At 71.0% G+C, this 20601-nt stretch carries 18 protein-coding genes; all 18 read left to right on the top strand.

The genetic code is table 11. The features are described from left to right. Positions 1-221 precede the first annotated feature (221 nt). The 18 genes from AC5WS8_RS03085 to AC5WS8_RS03000 all read left to right on the top strand — a co-directional run bounded on the left by AC5WS8_RS03085 (position 222) and on the right by AC5WS8_RS03000 (position 20593). Positions 222-2030, top strand: coding sequence for a DUF5941 domain-containing protein (locus AC5WS8_RS03085; RefSeq protein ID WP_496101940.1), 1809 nt, complete (start codon positions 222-224; stop codon positions 2028-2030). Then, complete coding sequence (locus tag AC5WS8_RS03080; protein ID WP_496101666.1) at positions 2027-2779, top strand: phosphocholine cytidylyltransferase family protein; 753 nt, start codon at positions 2027-2029, stop codon at positions 2777-2779. The genes AC5WS8_RS03085 and AC5WS8_RS03080 overlap by 4 nt, the downstream gene beginning before the upstream one ends. Beyond that, complete coding sequence (locus AC5WS8_RS03075; protein WP_496101665.1) at positions 2767-3828, top strand: iron-containing alcohol dehydrogenase family protein; 1062 nt, start codon at positions 2767-2769, stop codon at positions 3826-3828. The genes AC5WS8_RS03080 and AC5WS8_RS03075 overlap by 13 nt, the downstream gene beginning before the upstream one ends. Then, positions 3806-4585 (top strand): CDP-alcohol phosphatidyltransferase family protein, encoded by a 780-nt coding sequence (locus AC5WS8_RS03070; protein ID WP_496101664.1) that lies wholly within the window; start codon positions 3806-3808, stop codon positions 4583-4585. The genes AC5WS8_RS03075 and AC5WS8_RS03070 overlap by 23 nt, the downstream gene beginning before the upstream one ends. A 53-nt stretch (positions 4586-4638) precedes the next feature. Next, a complete protein-coding gene (locus AC5WS8_RS03065) occupies positions 4639-5511 on the top strand; it encodes a glycosyltransferase family 2 protein (protein WP_496101939.1) in 873 nt (290 codons plus the stop codon). Between the two features lie 96 nt (positions 5512-5607). Further along, on the top strand, positions 5608-6537 hold the full coding sequence (locus tag AC5WS8_RS03060) for an ABC transporter permease (RefSeq protein WP_496101663.1): 930 nt from the start codon (positions 5608-5610) through the stop codon (positions 6535-6537). Continuing rightward, a complete protein-coding gene (locus AC5WS8_RS03055) occupies positions 6530-7318 on the top strand; it encodes an ABC transporter ATP-binding protein (protein ID WP_496101662.1) in 789 nt (262 codons plus the stop codon). Before AC5WS8_RS03060 ends, AC5WS8_RS03055 begins: the two co-directional genes overlap by 8 nt. Before the next feature lie 360 nt (positions 7319-7678). Further along, the gene (gene hpnC / locus AC5WS8_RS03050) at positions 7679-8581 is read left to right on the top strand and encodes a squalene synthase HpnC (protein WP_496101661.1); all 903 of its coding nucleotides are present in this window, start codon (positions 7679-7681) and stop codon (positions 8579-8581) included. Then, positions 8578-9528 carry a presqualene diphosphate synthase HpnD gene (gene hpnD, locus AC5WS8_RS03045; RefSeq protein ID WP_496101660.1) on the top strand — a complete coding sequence of 317 codons (951 nt, stop codon included), beginning with the start codon at positions 8578-8580 and terminating at the stop codon, positions 9526-9528. Before hpnC ends, hpnD begins: the two co-directional genes overlap by 4 nt. Further along, complete coding sequence (locus AC5WS8_RS03040) at positions 9525-9668, top strand: DUF6380 family protein (protein WP_496101659.1); 144 nt, start codon at positions 9525-9527, stop codon at positions 9666-9668. Before hpnD ends, AC5WS8_RS03040 begins: the two co-directional genes overlap by 4 nt. Then, the gene (gene hpnE, locus AC5WS8_RS03035) at positions 9665-11110 is read left to right on the top strand and encodes a hydroxysqualene dehydroxylase HpnE (protein ID WP_496101658.1); all 1446 of its coding nucleotides are present in this window, start codon (positions 9665-9667) and stop codon (positions 11108-11110) included. The genes AC5WS8_RS03040 and hpnE overlap by 4 nt, the downstream gene beginning before the upstream one ends. Further along, positions 11107-12243: a polyprenyl synthetase family protein gene (locus tag AC5WS8_RS03030; RefSeq protein WP_496101657.1), complete on the top strand. Its 1137-nt coding sequence runs from the start codon at positions 11107-11109 to the stop codon at positions 12241-12243. Before hpnE ends, AC5WS8_RS03030 begins: the two co-directional genes overlap by 4 nt. A 117-nt stretch (positions 12244-12360) precedes the next feature. Continuing rightward, positions 12361-14361 carry a squalene--hopene cyclase gene (gene shc / locus AC5WS8_RS03025; RefSeq protein ID WP_496101656.1) on the top strand — a complete coding sequence of 667 codons (2001 nt, stop codon included), beginning with the start codon at positions 12361-12363 and terminating at the stop codon, positions 14359-14361. Further along, positions 14361-15050, top strand: coding sequence for a phosphorylase family protein (locus AC5WS8_RS03020; protein ID WP_496101655.1), 690 nt, complete (start codon positions 14361-14363; stop codon positions 15048-15050). Before shc ends, AC5WS8_RS03020 begins: the two co-directional genes overlap by 1 nt. A gap of 5 nt (positions 15051-15055) precedes the next feature. Beyond that, positions 15056-16078 (top strand): adenosyl-hopene transferase HpnH, encoded by a 1023-nt coding sequence (hpnH, locus tag AC5WS8_RS03015; protein ID WP_496101938.1) that lies wholly within the window; start codon positions 15056-15058, stop codon positions 16076-16078. A gap of 4 nt (positions 16079-16082) precedes the next feature. Then, positions 16083-17240, top strand: coding sequence for a flavodoxin-dependent (E)-4-hydroxy-3-methylbut-2-enyl-diphosphate synthase (gene ispG, locus AC5WS8_RS03010; protein WP_496101654.1), 1158 nt, complete (start codon positions 16083-16085; stop codon positions 17238-17240). Between the two features lie 27 nt (positions 17241-17267). Next, positions 17268-19199: a 1-deoxy-D-xylulose-5-phosphate synthase gene (dxs, locus tag AC5WS8_RS03005; RefSeq protein WP_496101653.1), complete on the top strand. Its 1932-nt coding sequence runs from the start codon at positions 17268-17270 to the stop codon at positions 19197-19199. Then, on the top strand, positions 19196-20593 hold the full coding sequence (locus AC5WS8_RS03000) for an aspartate aminotransferase family protein (RefSeq protein ID WP_496101652.1): 1398 nt from the start codon (positions 19196-19198) through the stop codon (positions 20591-20593). Before dxs ends, AC5WS8_RS03000 begins: the two co-directional genes overlap by 4 nt. The last annotated feature ends 8 nt before the right edge of the window (positions 20594-20601 follow it).

Genomic DNA, 20601 nt, shown 5'->3' with positions numbered 1-20601 from the left:
TTCCGGACCCGCGGTTTGTGGCCTGCCCGTCCCATCCCCGATGATGATCGCGGCGGTGGCCGCGCGGACCGGGTTGATCAGCCCGTGAACGCCCGGTGAACACGGGCTTCCGGGCATCCGATAGCCTCTGCCGACATGCCGCCCCGGCCCTGCCCGGGCGCACCCGCACCGCACACATGACCGACGCCCGGACGCGTCGGGCCTTCAGGGAGTGAGTTCGTCTGTCGACCGCCATCCTCACCGGACAGCCGGTCCCCGGATCGTCGCTCGAGGGCGATCTGCGGTCCCTCGGCTTCGACGTGCGGGTCGCCACCGGCACCGGTGACGCCGAGACCCTCCTCGCCGCCGTACCGGCGGGCCAGCGGGTCGCGATCGTCGACGCCCGCTTCGTGGGGCATCTGCACGCGCTGCGCCTCGGCCTGACCGACCCCCGCTTCCCGGCCGCCGCCGTGCCCGGCGCCGTCACCGCACAGCCGGCCGCCCGCCAGGCCCTGACCCGCGCCCTCGCCCGCGAGAACTCCGCCGCGGCCGGCGGGGCGGCCGTGGTCACCGACAACCTCGCCGAGCGCATCACCGCCGCCCTCGACGCCGACGGCATCCCGGTCCACCACCCCGAACTCGGCACACTGGTCGCCGCCGTCCCCACCGACCCGCAGTCCCGCAACGAGGCCCGGCAGGCCGTAGCCGCCGTCGACGACGAGGCCGTACGGCTGCGCAGCGCCGTCAAGGCCCGCGACGGCTTCTTCACCACGCACTTCATCAGCCCCTACTCGCGCTACATCGCCCGCTGGTGCGCCCGCCGAGGCCTGACCCCCAACCAGGTCACCACCGCCTCGCTGCTCACCGCCCTGATCGCGGCGGGCAGTGCGGCCACGGGCACCCGCGGCGGGTTCGTCGCGGCGGGCGTCCTGCTGATCCTGTCCTTCGTCCTCGACTGCACCGACGGGCAACTCGCCCGCTACTCCCTGCAGTACTCGACGCTCGGCGCCTGGCTGGATGCCACCTTCGACCGGGTCAAGGAGTACGCCTACTACGCGGGCCTCGCCCTCGGCGCAGCCCGCGGCGGCGACGACGTGTGGGCGCTCGCCCTCGGCGCGATGATCCTGCAGACCTGCCGGCACGTGGTCGACTTCGCGTTCAACGAGGCCAACCACGACGCCACTGCCAACACCAGCCCCACCGCGGCCCTCTCGGACCGCCTGGACAGCGTCGGCTGGACGGTGTGGGTGCGTCGCATGATCGTCCTGCCGATCGGCGAGCGCTGGGCACTGATAGCCGTCCTGACGGCCGCCGCCACACCCCGTGTCACCTTCGTCGTCCTGCTCATCGGCTGCGCGTTCGCGGCCGCCTACACCACGGCGGGCCGGGTGCTGCGGTCGGTGACGCGCACGGCGCGCCGCACCGACCGGGCCGCGCGGGCGCTGGCGGACCTCGCGGACAGCGGCCCGCTCGCCGAGCTGCTGACGCGCGTCGCGCGCCGCGTGTCCCTGCGGGCACCGGCCTACACCGCCCTGGTCGGCGGCGCCGTGGTCGTGCTCGCGGCCTCGCTGGCCGGACACGGCAGCTGGTGGCCCGTCGTGGGCGCCGCCTTCTACGTGCTCCAGTCGCCCCTGGCCCTCACCCGGCCCCTCAAGGGCTCCCTCGACTGGCTCGTTCCCCCGCTCTTCCGGGCCGCCGAATACGGCACGGTACTCGTGCTCGCGGCGAAGTCCGGGATGAACGGAGTGCTGCCGGCGGCTTTCGGGCTGGTGGCGGCCGTCGCCTACCATCACTACGACACGGTGTACCGCATCCGCGGCGACGCCGGCGCACCGCCGCCCTGGCTGGTGCGCGCGATCGGGGGGCACGAGGGCCGGACGCTGCTCGTCACGGTCCTCGCCGCGGCTCTCACCGCGGCACAGTTCAAGGTCGCCCTCACGGCCCTCGCCGGGTACGTGGCCCTCGTGGTGCTCGTCGAGAGCATCCGCTTCTGGGTGGCCGCACACAAGGGCGGCGCGCCCGCCGTACACGATGAAGGAGAACCCGCATGATCGGCCTCGTGCTGGCGGCCGGCGCCGGACGGCGTCTGCGCCCCTACACCGACACCCTGCCGAAGGCTCTGGTGCCGGTGGGGCCCGAGGGCGCGGAGGACAGCCTCACGGTCCTGGACCTCACGCTCGGCAACTTCGCCGAGGTCGGGCTGACCGAGGTCGCGATCATCGTCGGCTACCGCAAGGAGGCCGTTTACGAGCGCAGGGCGGCCCTGGAGCAGAAGTACGGCCTGAAGCTCACCCTCATCGACAACGACAAGGCCGAGGAGTGGAACAACGCCTACTCCCTGTGGTGCGGCCGTGACGCCCTCAAGGACGGAGTGATCCTCGCCAACGGCGACACCGTCCACCCGGTCTCCGTCGAGAAGACACTGCTCGCCGCCCGCGGCGACGGCAAGAGGATCATCCTCGCCCTCGACACGGTGAAGAACCTCGCCGACGAGGAGATGAAGGTCGTCGTGGACCCCGAGAAGGGTGTCCAGAAGATCACCAAGCTGATGGACCCGGCCGAGGCGACCGGCGAGTACATCGGCGTCACCCTCATCGAGGGAGAGGCGGCCGAGGAACTGGCCGACGCCCTCAGGGCCACCTTCGAGCGCGACCCGCAGCTGTACTACGAGGACGGCTACCAGGAGCTGGTCAACCGCGGGTTCAAGATCGACGTGGCGCCGATCGGCGACGTGCCGTGGGTCGAGATCGACAACCACGACGACCTGGCCCGGGGGCGGGAGATCGCGTGCCGGTACTGACGAGGCTCATTCCGTCGCCGCTCGTCGTGGACATCCGTGCCGGTGCCCTCGACGACCTGGCGTCGGTACTCGCCGACGAGCGCGTCTCGCAGTCCGGCCGGCTCGCCATCGCCGTGAGCGGCGGTTCGGGCGCCCGGCTGCGCGAGCGGATCGCTCCCTCGCTGCCCGGCGCCACCTGGTTCGAGGTGGGCGGCGGCACCATCGACGACGCGGTCCGGCTGGCGAACGACATGAAGTCCGGCCACTACGACGCGGTCGTCGGCCTGGGCGGCGGGAAGATCATCGACTGCGCCAAGTTCGCCGCCGCGCGCGTCGGCCTGCCACTGGTCGCCGTCGCCACCAACCTCGCGCACGACGGCCTGTGCTCGCCGGTCGCGACGCTCGACAACGACGCGGGCCGCGGCTCGTACGGTGTGCCGAACCCGATCGCGGTCGTCATCGATCTGAACGTGATCCGTGAGGCCCCCCTCCGCTTCGTGCGCTCCGGCATCGGCGACGCCATCTCCAACATCTCCGCGGTCGCGGACTGGGAGCTGTCCAACCGCGTCAACGGAGAGAAGATCGACGGCCTGGCCGCCGCCATGGCCCGGCAGGCCGGCGAATCCGTGCTGCGGCACCCGGGCGGCGTCGGCGACGACGGCTTCCTGCAGGTCCTGGCCGAGGCGCTGGTCCTCACCGGCATCGCCATGTCCGTTTCGGGCGACTCCCGTCCGTCCTCCGGCGCCTGCCACGAGATCAACCACGCCTTCGACCTGCTGTTCCCCAAGCGCGCGGCCGCCCACGGCGAGCAGTGCGGCCTGGGCGCCGCCTTCGCGATGTACCTGCGCGGGGCGCACGAGGAGGCGGCGTTCATGGCCCAGGTGCTGCGCCGGCACGGCCTGCCCGTGCTGCCGCAGGAGATCGGCTTCACGGTGGACGAGTTCGTCCGGGTCGTGGAGTACGCCCCGCAGACCCGGCCCGGCCGCTACACGATCCTCGAACACCTCGACCTGAAGCCCGAACAGATCAAGGACGTCTACGCCGACTATGTCAAGGCCATCGGTAGCTGAACTCCGGCCCGTCGTCCACCCCGAAGGGGTGAAGGACCGGCGCAGCGGTGAGCACTGGATGGGACGCCTCTACATGCGAGAGGTGTCCCTGCGGGTCGACCGCTACCTGGTCAACACGAGGGTCACGCCCAACCAGCTCACGTACCTGATGACCGTCTTCGGCGTGCTCGCGGCCCCGGCACTGCTCGTGCCGGGGATTCCGGGCGCCGTGCTCGGCGTGGTGTGCGTCCAGATGTACCTGCTCCTGGACTGCGTCGACGGCGAGATCGCGCGCTGGAAGAAGCAGTACTCGCTGGGCGGCGTGTACCTGGACCGGGTCGGCGCCTACCTCACCGATGCCGCCGTGCTCGTCGGCTTCGGTCTGCGCTCCGCCGATCCGTGGGGCAGCGGCCGTAACGACTGGCTGTGGGCCTTCCTCGGGACGCTGGCCGCGCTCGGCGCAATCCTGATCAAAGCCGAGACGGACCTGGTCGGTGTGGCGCGGCACCAGGCCGGGCTGCCGCCGGTGAAGGAGGCCGCCTCGGAGATGCGCTCCTCCGGCATGGCCCTGGCCCGCAGGGCCGCCGCCGCGCTCAGGTTCCACCGGCTCATCCTGGGCATCGAGGCGTCCCTGCTGATCCTGGGCCTGGCGATCGTGGACACGGTACGGGGCGACCTGTTCTTCGAGCGGCTCGGCGTCGCCGTGCTGGCGGGCATCGCGCTTGTGCAGACGGTGCTCCACCTCGTGTCCGTCCTCGCCTCCAGCAGGCTGAAATGAGCGGCCCCGCACAGGCCGGTCCCGCACCGGCCGGCCCCGCACAGGGCGACGCCATGAAGGTCGGGGCCGTCATCATCACGATGGGCAACCGTCCGGCCGAGCTGCGCGCCCTGCTCGACTCGGTGGCCAAGCAGGACGGGGACGCCGTCGAGGTCGTGGTGGTCGGCAACGGCTCCCCGGTCCCGGACGTCCCGGACGGCGTCCGCACCATCGAGCTGCCCGAGAACCTGGGCATCCCCGGCGGCCGCAACGTCGGCATCGAGGCCTTCGGCCCCGGCGGCACCGATGTCGACGTGTTGCTCTTCCTGGACGACGACGGCCTGCTCGCCCGGACCGACACCGCCGCGCTGTGCCGTGAGGCCTTCGCCGCCGACCCGCGGCTCGGCATCATCAGCTTCCGCATCGCGGACCCGGACACCGGCGAGACCCAGCGCCGCCACGTGCCCCGGCTTCGTGCCTCCGACCCGATGCGCTCCTCGCGGGTGACCACTTTCCTCGGCGGCGCCAACGCCGTTCGCACGAAGGTGTTCGCCGAGGTCGGCGGGTTGCCGGACGAGTTCTTCTACGCCCACGAGGAGACCGACCTGGCCTGGCGGGCCCTGGACGCGGGCTGGATGATCGACTACCGGTCGGACATGGTCCTGTACCACCCCACGACCGCGCCCTCCCGGCACGCGGTCTACCACCGGATGGTCGCCCGCAACCGGGTGTGGCTCGCCCGCCGCAACCTGCCCGCCGTCCTCGTCCCGGTGTACCTGGGTGTATGGATGCTCCTGACGCTGTTGCGCCGCCCCTCGCGGGCCGCCCTGAGGGCCTGGTTCGGCGGCTTCCGTGAGGGCTGGACGAGCCCGTGCGGCCCCCGGCGGCCCATGCGGTGGCGTACGGTCTGGCGGCTCACCCGACTGGGACGGCCCCCGGTGATCTGACAAGCTCGGTACTCGGAAGCCGGCGGGCGGCACATCCCGGCTCCCACCCGCGCGCGGAACCACCGCGCGTCCCGAAAACGGAGAGTTTGCCAACCTGTGAGTGAGACAACGCATGACGGGCGCGTCGCAGTGACCGCCGGCTCGTCCGCCGACGGCGGGCTGAGCCCGGCCGAGCTGGCCGCCGAGTACGGGCTCTCGGTCAGCGGTGCCCGGCCCGGACTCGTCCGCTACGTCCGCCAGCTGTGGGGACGGCGTCACTTCATCCTCGCCTTCTCGCAGGCGAAACTCACCGCCCAGTACAGCCAGGCCAAGCTCGGCCAGTTGTGGCAGGTCGCCACCCCGCTGCTGAACGCGCTCGTGTACTACTTCATCTTCGGGCTGATCCTGAAGGCCAGCCGGGGCATGTCGCACGGCACGTACATCCCGTTCCTGGTGACCGGCGTGTTCGTGTTCACCTTCACCCAGAGCTCGATCATGGCGGGCGTCCGGGCGATCTCCGGCAACCTGGGTCTTGTGCGGGCCCTGCACTTCCCGCGCGCCTCGCTGCCCATCTCGTTCGCGCTGCAGCAGCTCCAGCAGCTGCTCTTCTCGATGGTCGTACTGTTCGCCGTCGCCATCGGGTCCGGCAGCTACCCGAGGCCGTCCTGGCTGCTGATCGTCCCGGTCCTGGTGCTGCAGTTCCTCTTCAACACCGGACTCTCCCTGATCGTGGCGCGGATGGGTGCCAAGACCCCGGACCTCGCACAGCTGATGCCCTTCGTCCTGCGCACCTGGATGTACGCCTCCGGTGTCATGTTCTCCATCCACCACATGCTCGCGGGCCGCCCGGAATGGGTCGTCCGCGCGCTGCAGGCGAACCCGGCCGCCGTCTACATGGACCTGATGCGCTTCGCGCTCATCAGGCACTACGGCGCCGCCAACCTGCCGCCGCACGTCTGGGCCATCGCGCTGTTCTGGGCCGTCGTCGTCTTCGCCGGCGGGTTCGTGTACTTCTGGAAGGCGGAGGAGCGGTACGGCCGTGGCTGAGCGGAACAGCGGGACCAAGGTGCCCACCGTCATCGCCGACGACCTGCACATCGTCTACCGCGTCAACGGTTCCAGGACGGGCAGGGGCAGCGCGACCGCCGCCCTGAGCCGCATCCTCAGGCGGGACTCCGACGACGCGGCGCGCGGTGTCCGCGCGGTGCACGCGGTCAGGGGAGTCTCGTTCGTCGCCCACCGCGGCGAGGCCATCGGTCTGATCGGCTCCAACGGCTCCGGCAAGTCGACGCTGCTGCGTGCCATCGCCGGACTGCTGCCCCCCGAGAAGGGCAGGGTCTACACCGACGGCCAGCCCTCGCTGCTCGGCGTCAACGCGGCCCTGATGAACGACCTGACGGGTGAGCGCAACGTGATCCTGGGCGGCCTGGCGATGGGCATGTCCCGGGAGGAGATCAAGGCCCGTTACCAGGAGGTCGTCGACTTCTCCGGCATCAACGACAAGGGCGACTTCATCACCCTGCCGATGCGCACCTATTCCTCCGGCATGGCCGCCCGGCTGCGCTTCTCCATCGCCGCCGCCAAGGACCACGACGTCCTCATGATCGACGAGGCCCTCGCCACCGGCGACCGCGCCTTCCAGAGACGCTCGGAGGACCGTATCCGGGAACTGCGCAAGGAGGCGGGCACGGTGTTTCTGGTCAGTCACAACAACAAATCCATCCGTGACACCTGCAACCGCGCCCTGTGGCTGGAGCGCGGTGAACTCCGGATGGACGGGCCCACGGAAGAGGTCCTCAAGGAGTACGAGAAGTTCACGGGCAAGTGATCCACGCCGCCACGGGCCCCGTCGCAACGTCTCGGCGGGGCCCTGCGTCTGCAAAGGAAACGTCAACTCGGGTTTGGCCTGGGAATCTTGGTGCCAATCGGTGTGTTGTTGTGATGCGCAGGACGCCCCGCCGGAGCTTGCTGCGTTGTACAACGTAAGCTGTAACGGTGCTGATTCGCGGCAAGTGGGGCGATAATGCCATACACCCCCACACCTGTCGTGCTGTGCGGGCAGCCGGGCGGCGTGTCCGAAAGAGGATGTATTGGGTCCGCGGTGTAGAACGGGAGATATGACGGCAATGGCTACGGAAAGTCTCCAGCTCCGCGGGACATGCGCCGTCTCCGCGCCGGGCGGCGAGCGGTGACGCAAGCCGGGACGGCGCGCACCGGCGCCCCGGAGCGCGGCACCCTCGACAAGGCTGCGGACGAGAACTTCCCCGTGGCGCCGTTCTTCCTGCCCAAGGCCTGGCGGCAGGACCTCATGGCCGTTTACGGCTTCGCCCGACTGGTCGACGACATCGGTGACGGCGACCTCGCCCCCGGCGGGTCCGACGCCCGCCTGCTCGGCGTGTCGCCCGAGGAGGCCGAGGACCGCCTGACCCTCCTGGACGCCTTCGAGGCCGACCTGCGCCGGGTCTTCGACGCGACACCCCGTCATCCCCTCCTGCGCCGGCTCCAGCCCACGGTCCGGCGCGCCGGCCTCGCCCCCGAGCCGTTCCTCGGCCTGATCGCGGCCAACCGCCAGGACCAGCTCGTCAAGCGCTACGAGACGTACGACGACCTTCTCGCCTACTGCGAACTGTCGGCCAATCCGGTCGGCCGCCTCGTCCTGGCCGTGACCGGCACCTCCACTCCCGAGCGGGTCCGCCGCTCCGACGCGATCTGCACGGCGCTGCAGATCGTCGAACACCTCCAGGACGTCGCCGAGGACCTCGGTCGCGACCGCATCTACCTGCCCGCCGCGGACATGAAGCGTTTCCACGTCCAGGAGGCGGACCTCGCCACGCCCACAGCGGGCGCATCGGTGCGCGCACTGGTCGCATACGAAGCAGAACGCGCCCGCGGTCTCCTGAATGAAGGCGCCCCCTTGGTGGGTAGCGTCCACGGCAGGCTGAAGCTGCTGCTCGCGGGCTTCGTGGCGGGAGGAAGGGCGGCCATCCACGCGATCGCCGCAGCCCACTACGACGTACTTCCCGGCCCGCCCAAGCCCGGCAAGCTCCGGTTGCTGCGCGAGGTGGGCGTGACTCTGCGAGGAGAGGGGTGATCCGGACCGTGGAGTCGGAAGAACAGGTGTCCCCACCGGTACTCGCCGCGTACCGCTACTGCGAGGCCGTGACCGGGCAGCAGGCCCGTAACTTCGCCTACGGCATCAGGCTCCTCCCGACGCCGAAGCGCCGCGCGATGTCGGCGCTGTACGCGTTCTCCCGGCGTGTGGACGACATCGGTGACGGGGCGCTGGCGGCCGACGTCAAGGCGGCACGGCTGGAGGAGACGCGCGCGCTGCTGGCCCGCGTCCGTGACGAGGAGGTGCCCGAGGACGACACCGACCCGGTCGCGGTCGCCCTCACCCACGCCGCCCGGCACTTCCCGATCCCGCTCGGCGGACTCGACGAGCTCATCGACGGCGTCCTCAGTGACGTGCGCGGCGAGACCTACGAGACCTGGGACGACCTGAAGGTCTACTGCCGCTGTGTGGCCGGGGCCATCGGACGGCTCTCACTCGGCGTGTTCGGCACGGAACCGGGGGCGCGCGGTACCGAGCGTGCGCCGGAGTATGCGGACACGCTGGGGCTCGCGCTCCAACTCACCAACATCCTCAGAGACATCCGCGAGGACGCCGAGGGCGGGCGCGTCTACCTGCCCGCCGACGACCTCGCCAAGTTCGGCTGCTCGGCGGGGCTCCGCGGACCCACTCCTCCCGAGGGCTCCGACTTCGCGGGCCTCGTGCACTTCGAAGTGCGTCGGGCCCGTGCCCTTTTCGCCGAGGGCTACCGGCTCCTGCCCATGCTCGACCGGCGCAGCGGCGCCTGTGTCGCCGCCATGGCCGGCATCTACCGCCGGCTCCTCGACCGCATCGAGCGCGACCCGGAGGCCGTGCTGCGCGGCCGGGTCTCGCTGCCCGGACGCGAGAAGGCGTACGTCGCGGTGCGCGGTCTGTCCGGACTCGACGCGCGGAACGTGTCCCGACGAACCGTCAGGAGGCGCGTGTGACGGACACCCCGGTCCCGTCCCTCACCCCCTCCGAAAAGCGGCAGGCAACCCCCCGGTGCGGCGCGGCGTCCCTGACTGCGTCGGCCCGCCGTGCATCGTTCAAGCACCACGGTGAACCGGCACGGGAGGAAGCACGATGAGCGACGGCACCCAGGTGGAGGACCCGGCCGCGGACACCTCGGGCCACCGCGGCGTGCCGTCCTCCCCCGGGACGTCCGCCGTGGTGGTCGGCGGCGGTCTCGCCGGGATCACGGCCGCGCTGGCGCTCGCCGACGCCGGGGTGCGGGTCACCCTGCTCGAGGGACGACCGCGGCTCGGCGGTCTGGCGTTCTCCTTCCACCGCGGCGACCTGACCGTCGACAACGGCCAGCACGTCTACCTGCGCTGCTGCACCGCCTACCGCTGGTTCCTCGACCGCATCGACGCCGGCACCCTCGCGCCCCTGCAGGATCGTCTCGACGTGCCCGTCCTCGACGCGAACGCCGCACCGGGCAGGCGGCTCGGCAGACTGCGGCGCGACGCGCTGCCCGTACCCCTGCATCTCGGACGCAGCCTGGCCACCTATCCGCACCTCTCGCTCGCCGAGCGCGCCAACGTGGGGCGTGCCGCACTGGCGCTCCGGGCACTGGACCTCGCGGACCCCGCGCTCGACGCGCAGGACTTCGGCAGCTGGCTGGCCGCGCACGGTCAGTCGGCGCGTGCCGTGGAGGCACTGTGGGACCTGGTCGGGGTCGCCACCCTCAACGCGGTGGCCGGCGACGCCTCGCTCGGGCTCGCCGCGATGGTGTTCAAGACGGGTCTGCTGTCCGACCCGGGCGCGGCCGACATCGGCTGGGCACGCGTCCCGCTGGGCGAACTGCACGACCGGCTGGCCCGCAGGGCGCTCGACTCCGCGGGCGTCCGTACCGAGGTCCGTACACGCGTCACCTCCATCTCCACTGACGAGAACGGGCTCTGGAGCGTTCAGGTTCCCGGCGAGCGCATCGAGACGGACGCCGTCGTCCTCGCCGTTCCGCAGCGCGAGGCCCACGACCTGCTGCCCCCGGGCGCCCTCGACGCACCCGGGCGGCTGCTGGACATCGGCACCGCCCCGATCCTCAACATCCATGTCGTCTACGACCGCAAGGTGCTCTGCCGCCCGTTCTTCGCGGCCCTCGGCTCCCCGGTGCAGTGGGTCTTCGACCGCACCGAAGCCTCGGGGCTGCGCGAGGGGCAGTACCTGGCGCTGTCGCAGTCAGCCGCCCAGGAGGAGATCGACGAGCCGGTCGCCGTGCTCCGCGAGCGCTATCTGCCGGAACTCCAGCGGCTGTTGCCGGCCACCCGCGATGCGCAGGTGAAGGACTTCTTCGTGACCCGGGAGCGCACGGCGACGTTCGCCCCCGGCCCCGGCGTCGGACGCCTCAGGCCCGGCGCCCGCACCAAGGCCCCCGGCCTGTACCTGGCCGGAGCGTGGACCGCCACCGGGTGGCCCGCGACCATGGAGAGTGCGGTCCGCAGCGGCATCGGTGCGGCGGGCGCCGCACTCGGCGCGCTGGGCCGGTCCGGCGCCCACCTCCCCGATCTCTTCGAGGAGGCGGCATGAGCGTCGAATCGCCGGCAGCAGCCCCCCGCACCCCCGGTATCGCAACAAGAGGAGAGACCGTGCCCACTGTGCCCCCGGCCGAGACGGCCGCCCCGAGGACCGCGGTGGACGTGTCCGCGCTCCTGGAGCGCGGCCGGACCCTGGCCACCCCGGTGCTGCGGGCGGCCGTCGACCGCCTGGCGCCGCCCATGGACACCGTCGCCGCCTACCACTTCGGCTGGATCGACGCCGCGGGCAACCCCGCCGACGGGGACGGCGGCAAGGCCGTGCGCCCCGCGCTCGCCCTGCTGTCCGCCGAGGCCGCCGGCCGGGCCCCCGAGGCGGGCGTGCCCGGCGCGGTCGCCGTCGAGCTGGTGCACAACTTCTCCCTGCTGCACGACGACCTGATGGACGGTGACGAACAGCGCCGCCACCGCGACACCGTGTGGAAGGTGCACGGCCCCGCCCAGGCCATCCTGGTCGGCGACGCCCTGTTCGCCCTGGCCAACGAGGTGCTGCTGGAACTCGGCACCGTCGAGGCCGGCCGCGCCACCCGTCGGCTGACCACCGCTACCCGCGCCCTGATCGACGGCCAGGCGCAGGACATCTCCTACGAGCACCGCGAGCGGGTCACCGTCGCCGAGTGCCTGGAGATGGAGGGCAACAAGACCGGCGCCCTGCTGGCCTGCGCCTCCTCCATCGGCGCGGTCCTCGGCGGTGCGGACGACCAGACCGCCGACGCGCTGGAGAAGTACGGCTACCACCTCGGTCTCGCCTTCCAGGCCGTCGACGACCTCCTCGGCATCTGGGGCGACCCGGAGGCCACCGGGAAGCAGACCTGGAGCGATCTGCGCCAGCGCAAGAAGTCCCTGCCGGTCGTGGCCGCGCTGGCGGCGGGCGGAGAAGCCTCCGAGCGGCTCGGCGAGCTCCTCGCCGAGGATGCCAAGAGCAGTGACTTCGCGAACTTCTCCGAGGAGGAGTTCGCCGCGCGCGCCGCGCTCATCGAGGAGGCCGGCGGCCGCGAGTGGACCGCTCAGGAGGCGCGCCGCCAGCACGCGATCGCCGTCGAGGCCCTGGATGCCGTCCGGATGCCCCAGGAGGTGCGCGACCGGTTCACCGCGCTCGCCGACTTCGTCGTCGTACGAAAGAGATGATCACTATCGGTCGAATACACCTCGCGTAGTCGCCGGCCGGTGCCCCGAGCACCCGTGCACCGGCCGACGGCTGACCCACAGCAGCACGATTTCGCACGACTGCACGAAGGGGAAGCCATGACAGCGACGACCGACGGAAGCCCCGGGGCCCTGCCGCCCCGTGCTGCCTCGGCCAGCGAAACCAGCGAACCGATCCCGGAGACGGCCGGGACCGGGGGCACTCGAGAGGCCGCCGAGCGCGCCATGCGGCGTGCGACGGACTTCCTGCTCGCTCAGCAGGACACCCAGGGCTGGTGGAAGGGCGACCTCGAGACCAACGTCACGATGGACGCCGAGGACCTGCTGCTCCGTCAGTTCCTCGGCATCCTCGACGAGAAGACCGCCCACGCCGCCGCACTGTTCATCCGGGGTGAGCAGCGCGACGACGGTACCTGGGCCACCTTCTACGGCGGACCCGGCGAGCTGTCCGCCACCGTCGAGGCGTACGTCGCCCTGCGCCTGGCCGGCGACGCGCCGGACGAACCCCATATGGCGAAGGCGTCCGCCTGGGTCCGCGAGCAGGGCGGCATCGCCGCCGCCCGCGTCTTCACCCGGATCTGGCTCGCCCTGTTCGGCTGGTGGAAGTGGGATGACCTGCCCGAACTTCCCCCGGAGCTCATCTGGTTCCCGAAGTGGATGCCGCTGAACATCTACGACTTCGGCTGCTGGGCACGGCAGACCATCGTGCCGCTCACCATCGTCTCCGCCAAGCGCCCGGTGCGTCCCGCGCCCTTCCCGCTGGACGAACTGCACACCGACGCGAGTAATCCCAACCCCGCCACAGACCTCGCCCCGGTCGCCAGCTGGGAGGGTGTCTTCCAGCGGCTCGACAAGGCGCTGCACCAGTTCCGCAAGGTCGCACCGCGCCGGCTGCGCAGAGCCGCCATCAACACCGCCGCCCGCTGGATCATCGAGCGGCAGGAGAACGACGGCTGCTGGGGCGGGATCCAGCCGCCCGCGGTGTACTCGGTCATCGCCCTGCACCTGCTCGGCTACGACCTCCAGCACCCGGTGATGCGTGAGGGCGTCGCGTCACTGGACCGTTTCGCCGTCTGGCGCGAGGACGGCGCCCGCATGATCGAGGCGTGCCAGTCCCCGGTGTGGGACACCTGTCTCGCCACCATCGCGCTCGCCGACGCGGGCCTGCCCGCCGACCACCCCCAGCTGGTCAAGGCGGCCGACTGGATGCTGGGCGAGCAGATCGTCCGGCCCGGCGACTGGTCGGTGCGCCGCCCCCAACTGCCGCCGGGGGGCTGGGCGTTCGAGTTCCACAACGACAACTATCCCGACATCGACGACACCGCCGAGGTCGTCCTCGCACTGCGCCGCGTCAAGCACCACGACCCGGACCGGCTGGAGAAGGCCATCGGGCGAGGGGTGCGCTGGAACCTCGGCATGCAGTCGAAGAACGGCGCGTGGGGCGCCTTCGACGTCGACAACACCAGCCCGTTCCCCAACCGGCTGCCATTCTGCGACTTCGGCGAGGTCATCGACCCGCCGTCCGCCGACGTGACCGCGCACGTGGTGGAGATGCTCGCGGTCGAGGGCCTGGCCCACGACCCGCGCACCCGCCGCGGCATCGAGTGGCTGCTGGCGGAACAGGAGCTCGACGGCTCGTGGTTCGGACGCTGGGGCGTCAACTACGTCTACGGCACCGGCTCGGTGGTGCCCGCCCTGGTCACTGCCGGAATCCCGGCTTCGCATCCGGCGATCCGCCGTGCCGTCGCCTGGCTGGAGAGCGTGCAGAACGACGACGGCGGCTGGGGCGAGGACCTGCGTTCCTACCGGGACGCCGGCCAGTGGAGCGGACGGGGCGCGTCCACCGCCTCACAGACGGCGTGGGCCCTGCTCGCGCTGCTGGCCGCGGGGGAGAGCGAGTCCAAGGCCGTCGAGCGCGGCATCGAGTTCCTCGCCCGGACCCAGAGGGAGGACGGCTCCTGGGACGAGCCGTACTTCACCGGCACCGGATTCCCCTGGGACTTCTCCATCAACTACCACCTCTACCGGCAGGTCTTCCCGCTCACCGCACTCGGCCGTTACGTCCATGGCGAGCCCTTCGCCAAGGCCGAGGGGAGCTGATGAGCGTGAAGCCGGCCCCGGCCCCGCTGCTGATCGCCTGCGCGCTCGGCATCGAGCACCTCGCCCTGCGCAGCGGCGGCCACAGCGTGAGGCGGACCGGCTTTCATCGCCCCGCATCCGAACCGAACAAGTGGGGTGCCGAAGGGCCCGTCACCGTGCTCCGTACGGGTATGGGGCCCCGGGCGGCCGAACGCTCGGTCACCCGGGTGCTCGGGGAGCCCGCGTTCGCCCATGCGGCCGTCCTGGCCACCGGCTTCTGCGCGGGACTCGCCCCCGGGATGCACCCCGGCGACCTGGTCGTCGCCGAGGAGACCCGGGACCCGCGGGGCGCCACCCCGTGCGAGGGCACCGACCTGCTCGTCAAGGAACTCGTGCGCGCCCTCCCCGGGCGCGCTGTCCACACCGGACCGCTCACCGGATCGGACCACGTCGTCCGCGGTCAGGAGCGGTCGGAACTGCGCGCGACCGGCGCGATCGCGGCCGACATGGAGTCCGCGGCCACGCTCCTGAGCGCGCTGCGGACCGGGCCGCGCCCGGTTGCGGCCGTCCGGGTGGTCGTGGACGCTCCAGAACATGAACTCGTCCGTATCGGCACCGTACGCGGTGGAATATCAGCTTTCCGTGTTCTTCGTGCCGTGCTGCCAGTTTTCTTTGAATGGCACCGATCTTTGCTGCTCCCCAGGAGGTGAGCCAGATGGCCATGCCGCTGCGCCAGTCCATCAAGGTGGCGACCTATCTCTTCGAACAGAAGCTGCGCAAGCGGGACAAGTTTCCGCTCATCGTGGAACTGGAACCGCTTTTCGCCTGCAACCTGAAGTGTGAGGGCTGCGGCAAGATCCAGCATCCGGCGGGAGTGCTCAAGCAGCGCATGCCGGTCGCGCAGGCCGTGGGAGCGGTCCTGGAGTCCGGTGCGCCGATGGTGTCGATCGCGGGCGGCGAGCCGCTGATGCACCCGCAGATCGACGAGATCGTACGGCAGCTGGTGGCGCGCAAGAAGTACGTCTTCCTGTGCACCAACGCCATGTTGCTGCGCAAGAAGATGGACAAGTTCACGCCGTCCCCGTACTTCGCGTTCGCCGTGCACATCGACGGCCTGCGCGAGCGGCACGACGAGTCCGTGGCGAAGGAGGGCGTGTTCGACGAGGCGGTGGAGGCCATCAAGGAGGCCAAGCGGCGCGGCTTCCGGGTCACCACCAACTCGACGTTCTTCAACACGGACACTCCCCAGACCGTCGTCGAGGTGCTCAACTACCTCAACGACGACCTGAAGGTGGACGAGATGATGATCTCACCCGCCTATGCCTACGAGAAGGCGCCGGACCAGGAGCACTTCCTCGGCGTGGAGCAGACCCGCGAGCTGTTCAAGAAGGCCTTCGCGGGCGGCAACCGCGGCCGCTGGCGGCTGAACCACTCGCCGCTGTTCCTCGACTTCCTCGAGGGCAAGGTCGACTTCCCGTGCACCGCGTGGGCGATCCCCAACTACTCGCTCTTCGGCTGGCAGCGGCCCTGCTACCTGATGAGCGACGGGTACGTGCCGACGTACCGCGAACTCATCGAGAAGACGGACTGGGACAAGTACGGCCGCGGCAAGGATCCGCGCTGCGCCAACTGCATGGCGCACTGCGGCTACGAGCCCACCGCCGTCCTCGCCACCATGGGCTCCCTGAAGGAGTCCCTGCGGGCCATGCGCGAGACCGTCCAGCAGAACAACGGGTGATGTGATGACCGCCGTTCCTCTGGGTGTCCCCGAGGTGCCGGCCCGGCCGGTCGCCGAGCGGCGTATGTCGCGGCAGGTCCGGGTCGGTCCGGTGGCGGTCGGGGGCGGGGCCCCGGTGTCGGTGCAGTCGATGACGACGACCCGCACGTCGGACATCGGCTCCACCCTGCAGCAGATCGCGGAACTCACCGCCTCGGGCTGCCAGATCGTCCGCGTCGCCTGCCCCACGCAGGACGACGCGGACGCCCTCGCCACCATCGCGCGCAAGTCGCAGATCCCGGTCGTCGCGGACATCCACTTCCAGCCGAAGTACGTGTTCGCCGCGATCGAGGCGGGCTGCGCGGCTGTTCGGGTGAACCCGGGCAACATCAAGCAGTTCGACGACAAGGTCGCGGAGATCGCCAAGGCCGCCAAGGACCACGGCACCCCGGTCCGCATCGGCGTCAACGCGGGGTCCCTGGACAAGCGGCTGCTGAAGAAGTACGGCAAGGCGACCCCCGAGGCGCTCGTGGAGTCCGCCCTGTGGGAGGCGTCCCTGTTCGAGGAGCACGACTTCCGGGACATCAAGATCTCCGTCAAGCACAACGACCCGGTCGTGATGATCGAGGCGTACCGGCAGCTGGCCGCCCAGTGCGACTACCCGCTGCACCTCGGTGTGACGGAGGCCGGTCCCGCCTTCCAGGGGACGATCAAGTCGGCCGTCGCGTTCGGCGCGCTGCTGTCCCAGGGCATCGGCGACACCATCCGCGTCTCCCTGTCCGCGCCTCCGGTCGAGGAGGTCAAGGTCGGCATCCAGATCCTGCAGTCGCTGGGCCTCAGGCAGCGGCGCCTGGAGATCGTCTCCTGCCCGTCGTGCGGGCGCGCCCAGGTCGACGTCTACAAGCTGGCGGACGAGGTCACCGCCGGCCTGGAGGGCATGGAGGTTCCGCTACGGGTCGCGGTGATGGGCTGTGTGGTCAACGGTCCCGGGGAGGCGCGCGAGGCGGACCTGGGGGTCGCCTCCGGCAACGGCAAGGGGCAGATCTTCGTCAAGGGCGAGGTCGTCAAGACGGTGCCCGAGTCGAAGATCGTGGAGACCCTCATCGAGGAGGCGATGAGGATCGCCGAGCGGATGGAGAAGGGCGGCGTCGGGCCGGGAGCGCCGGCCGTCACCGTGAGCTGAAGAGCACGGACCGAGAGGGGGCCCGGCGTGACCATTCTGGAGAACATCCGGGGACCACGCGACCTTAAGGCGCTGTCCGAGGCAGAGCTGAATCAACTGGCCGGGGAGATCAGGGAGTTCCTGATCCATGCGGTCGCCAGGACCGGTGGTCACCTGGGGCCCAACCTGGGGGTGGTGGAACTCTCCATCGCGCTCCACCGGGCCTTCGAGTCACCGGTCGACCGCATCCTGTGGGACACCGGCCACCAGAGCTACGTGCACAAGCTCCTGACAGGACGTCAGGACTTCTCGAAGCTCCGCGGCAAGGGCGGTCTGTCCGGCTACCCGTCGCGGGAGGAGTCCGAGCACGACATCATCGAGAACAGCCACGCGTCCACCGCGCTCGGCTGGGCGGACGGGCTCGCCAAGGCCCGCCAGGTGCAGGGGGAGAAGGGCCACATCGTCGCCGTCATCGGCGACGGCGCGCTCACCGGAGGCATGGCGTGGGAGGCGCTCAACAACATCGCCGCCGCCAAGGACCGCCCGCTGATCATCGTCGTCAACGACAACGAGCGCTCCTACGCGCCCACCATCGGCGGCCTCGCCAACCACCTCGCCACCCTGCGCACCACCGACGGCTACGAGCAGGTCCTGGCCTGGGGCAAGGACGTGCTGCAGCGCACACCCGTCATCGGCCCCACCGTCTACGAGGCCCTGCACGGCGCGAAGAAGGGTTTCAAGGACGCGTTCGCACCCCAGGGCCTCTTCGAGGACCTGGGCCTGAAGTACGTCGGTCCCATCGACGGACACGACATACGGGCCGTCGAGTCGGCGCTGCGCCGGGCCAAACGCTTCCACGGCCCGGTCCTCATCCACTGCCTCACCGAGAAGGGCCGCGGCTACGAGCCCGCCCTCGCCCACGAGGAGGACCACTTCCACACCGTCGGCGTGATGGACCCGCGCACCTGCGAGCCCCTCGTACCGCCCAAGGCGCCGTCGTGGACCTCGGTGTTCGGCGACGAGATCGTGCGGATCGGCGAGGAGCGCGAGGACGTCGTGGCGATCACGGCGGCCATGCTGCACCCGGTGGGTCTCGGCACGTTCGCCGAGCGGTTCCCCGACCGGGTGTGGGACGTGGGCATAGCCGAGCAGCACGCGGCGGTCTCCGCGGCCGGTCTCGCCACCGGCGGGCTGCACCCCGTCGTCGCCGTCTACGCCACGTTCCTCAACCGCGCCTTCGACCAGCTTCTGATGGACGTCGCCCTGCACCGCTGCGGCGTCACGTTCGTACTGGACCGGGCCGGGGTCACGGGCGTCGACGGGCCGTCGCACAACGGGATGTGGGACATGTCCGTCCTGCAGGTCGTGCCGGGTCTGAGGATCGCCGCGCCACGTGACGCGGGCCAGCTGCGGGCCCAGCTGCGGGAGGCGGTCGCGGTCGACGACGCGCCGACCCTGATCCGGTTCCCGAAGGAGTCGGTGGGCCCGGCGGTCCCGGCCGTGGGCCGGGTGGGCGGCCTGGACGTGCTGCACCGCGACGAGGAGCCCCAGGTGCTGCTCGTCGCCGTGGGCGTCATGGCGCCCGTCTGCCTCCAGGCCGCCGACCTGCTCACGGCCCGTGGTATCGGCTGCACGGTCGTCGACCCGCGCTGGGTCAAGCCCGTCGACCCCGTGCTGCCGGGCCTGGCCGCCGAGCACCGGCTCGTGGCGGTCGTCGAGGACAACAGCCGCTCCGCCGGCGTCGGCTCCGCGGTGGCCCTCGCGCTCGGCGACGCCGACGTCGACGTACCGCTGCGGCGGTTCGGGATCCCGGAGCAGTTCCTCGCGCACGCCAAGCGCAGCGAGGTGCTCGCCGACATCGGCCTCACGCCCGTGGAGATCGCCGGGCGGATCAGCGCCTGCCTGGCTGCCAGGGAAGAGCTGTCCCAGGACGTGCTCTCCCAGGACGTACCGCCCCAGGAGAAAGCGAACGCGGAATGACCATCCCCACCGGGCAACGGGAGTTCGACCTCGGCGCACTCCTGGCCGAGCGCGGGGCCGAGCGCTACGAGCTGCACGCGAAGTACCTCAACCACCAGCTGCCGCGCATGCTCCACACCATCGGCTTCGACAAGGTCTATGAGCGGGCCGAGGGCGCCCACTTCTGGGACGCGGACGGCAACGACTACCTGGACATGCTCGCCGGGTTCGGGGTGATGGGCCTCGGCCGCCACCACCCGGTGGTCCGCAAGGCGCTCCACGACGTGCTGGACGCCCAGCTCGCCGACCTCACCCGCTTCGACTGCCAGCCCCTGCCCGGACTGCTGGCGGAGCGGCTGCTCGCCCACAGCCCGCACCTGGACCGGGTGTTCTTCGGCAACAGCGGGACGGAGGCGGTCGAGACCGCGCTGAAGTTCGCCCGGTACGTCACCGGCCGGCCCAGGATCCTGTACTGCACCCACGCCTTTCACGGGCTGACCACCGGCTCCCTCTCCGTCAACGGCGAGTCCGGCTTCCGTGACGGCTTCGCCCCGCTGCTGCCCGACACCGCCGTTCCGCTCGGTGACCTCGACGCCCTCGCCAGGGAGCTGAAGAAGGGGGACGTGGCGGCCCTCATCGTCGAGCCGATCCAGGGCAAGGGCGTCCACGAGGCCCCGCCCGGCCATCTGCGCGCCGCCCAGGAGCTGCTGCACCGGCACAAGGCGCTGCTCATCGCGGACGAGGTGCAGACCGGCCTCGGCCGCACCGGTGACTTCTACGCCTACCGGCACGAGGAGGGCGTCGAACCCGATCTGGTGTGCGTGGCGAAGGCGCTCTCCGGCGGCTACGTACCCGTCGGCGCGACCCTCGGCAAGGAGTGGATCTTCAAGAAGGTCTACTCGTCCATGGACCGGGTGCTCGTGCACTCCGCGAGCTTCGGGTCCAACGCGCAGGCGATGGCCGCCGGGCTCGCCGTCCTGTCCGTGATGGAGAACGAGCAGGTCGTCGCGAACGCCCGGGCCGTCGGGGAGCAGCTGAAGTCCCGGCTCACCGAGCTCGTCGACAAGTACGAGATGCTCAGCGAGATCCGCGGCCGGGGCCTGATGATCGGCATCGAGTTCGGCCGGCCCAGCTCGCTGAAGCTGCGCAGCCGCTGGGCCATGCTCCAGGCGGCCCGTAAGGGCCTGTTCGCGCAGATGGTCGTCGTGCCGCTGCTGCAACGCCACCGGATTCTCACCCAGGTCTCCGGCGACCACCTGGAGGTGATCAAGCTGATCCCGCCGCTGATCATCGGCGAGGCGGACGTCGACCGGTTCGTGGACGCCTTCACCGCGGTGATGGACGACGCACACGGCGGCGGCCTGGTGTGGGACTTCGGCAAGACACTGGTCAAGCAGGCGGTGGCGAACCGCTGACCCTTACG

The sequence above is a fragment of the Streptomyces sp. PTL18 genome (assembly GCF_059510295.1).
This window is presented reverse-complemented; position numbering and strand designations above follow the sequence as displayed.

Coding starts and splice junctions, on each gene's coding strand:
- AC5WS8_RS03080 (WP_496101666.1), top strand. CDS start 2,027: ATGATCGGCCTCGTGCTGGCGGCCGGCGCCGGACGGCGTCTGCGCCCC.
- AC5WS8_RS03070 (WP_496101664.1), top strand. CDS start 3,806: ATGTCAAGGCCATCGGTAGCTGAACTCCGGCCCGTCGTCCACCCCGAA.
- AC5WS8_RS03065 (WP_496101939.1), top strand. CDS start 4,639: ATGAAGGTCGGGGCCGTCATCATCACGATGGGCAACCGTCCGGCCGAG.
- hpnE (WP_496101658.1), top strand. CDS start 9,665: ATGAGCGACGGCACCCAGGTGGAGGACCCGGCCGCGGACACCTCGGGC.
- AC5WS8_RS03030 (WP_496101657.1), top strand. CDS start 11,107: ATGAGCGTCGAATCGCCGGCAGCAGCCCCCCGCACCCCCGGTATCGCA.
- shc (WP_496101656.1), top strand. CDS start 12,361: ATGACAGCGACGACCGACGGAAGCCCCGGGGCCCTGCCGCCCCGTGCT.
- AC5WS8_RS03020 (WP_496101655.1), top strand. CDS start 14,361: ATGAGCGTGAAGCCGGCCCCGGCCCCGCTGCTGATCGCCTGCGCGCTC.
- hpnH (WP_496101938.1), top strand. CDS start 15,056: ATGGCCATGCCGCTGCGCCAGTCCATCAAGGTGGCGACCTATCTCTTC.
- ispG (WP_496101654.1), top strand. CDS start 16,083: ATGACCGCCGTTCCTCTGGGTGTCCCCGAGGTGCCGGCCCGGCCGGTC.
- AC5WS8_RS03000 (WP_496101652.1), top strand. CDS start 19,196: ATGACCATCCCCACCGGGCAACGGGAGTTCGACCTCGGCGCACTCCTG.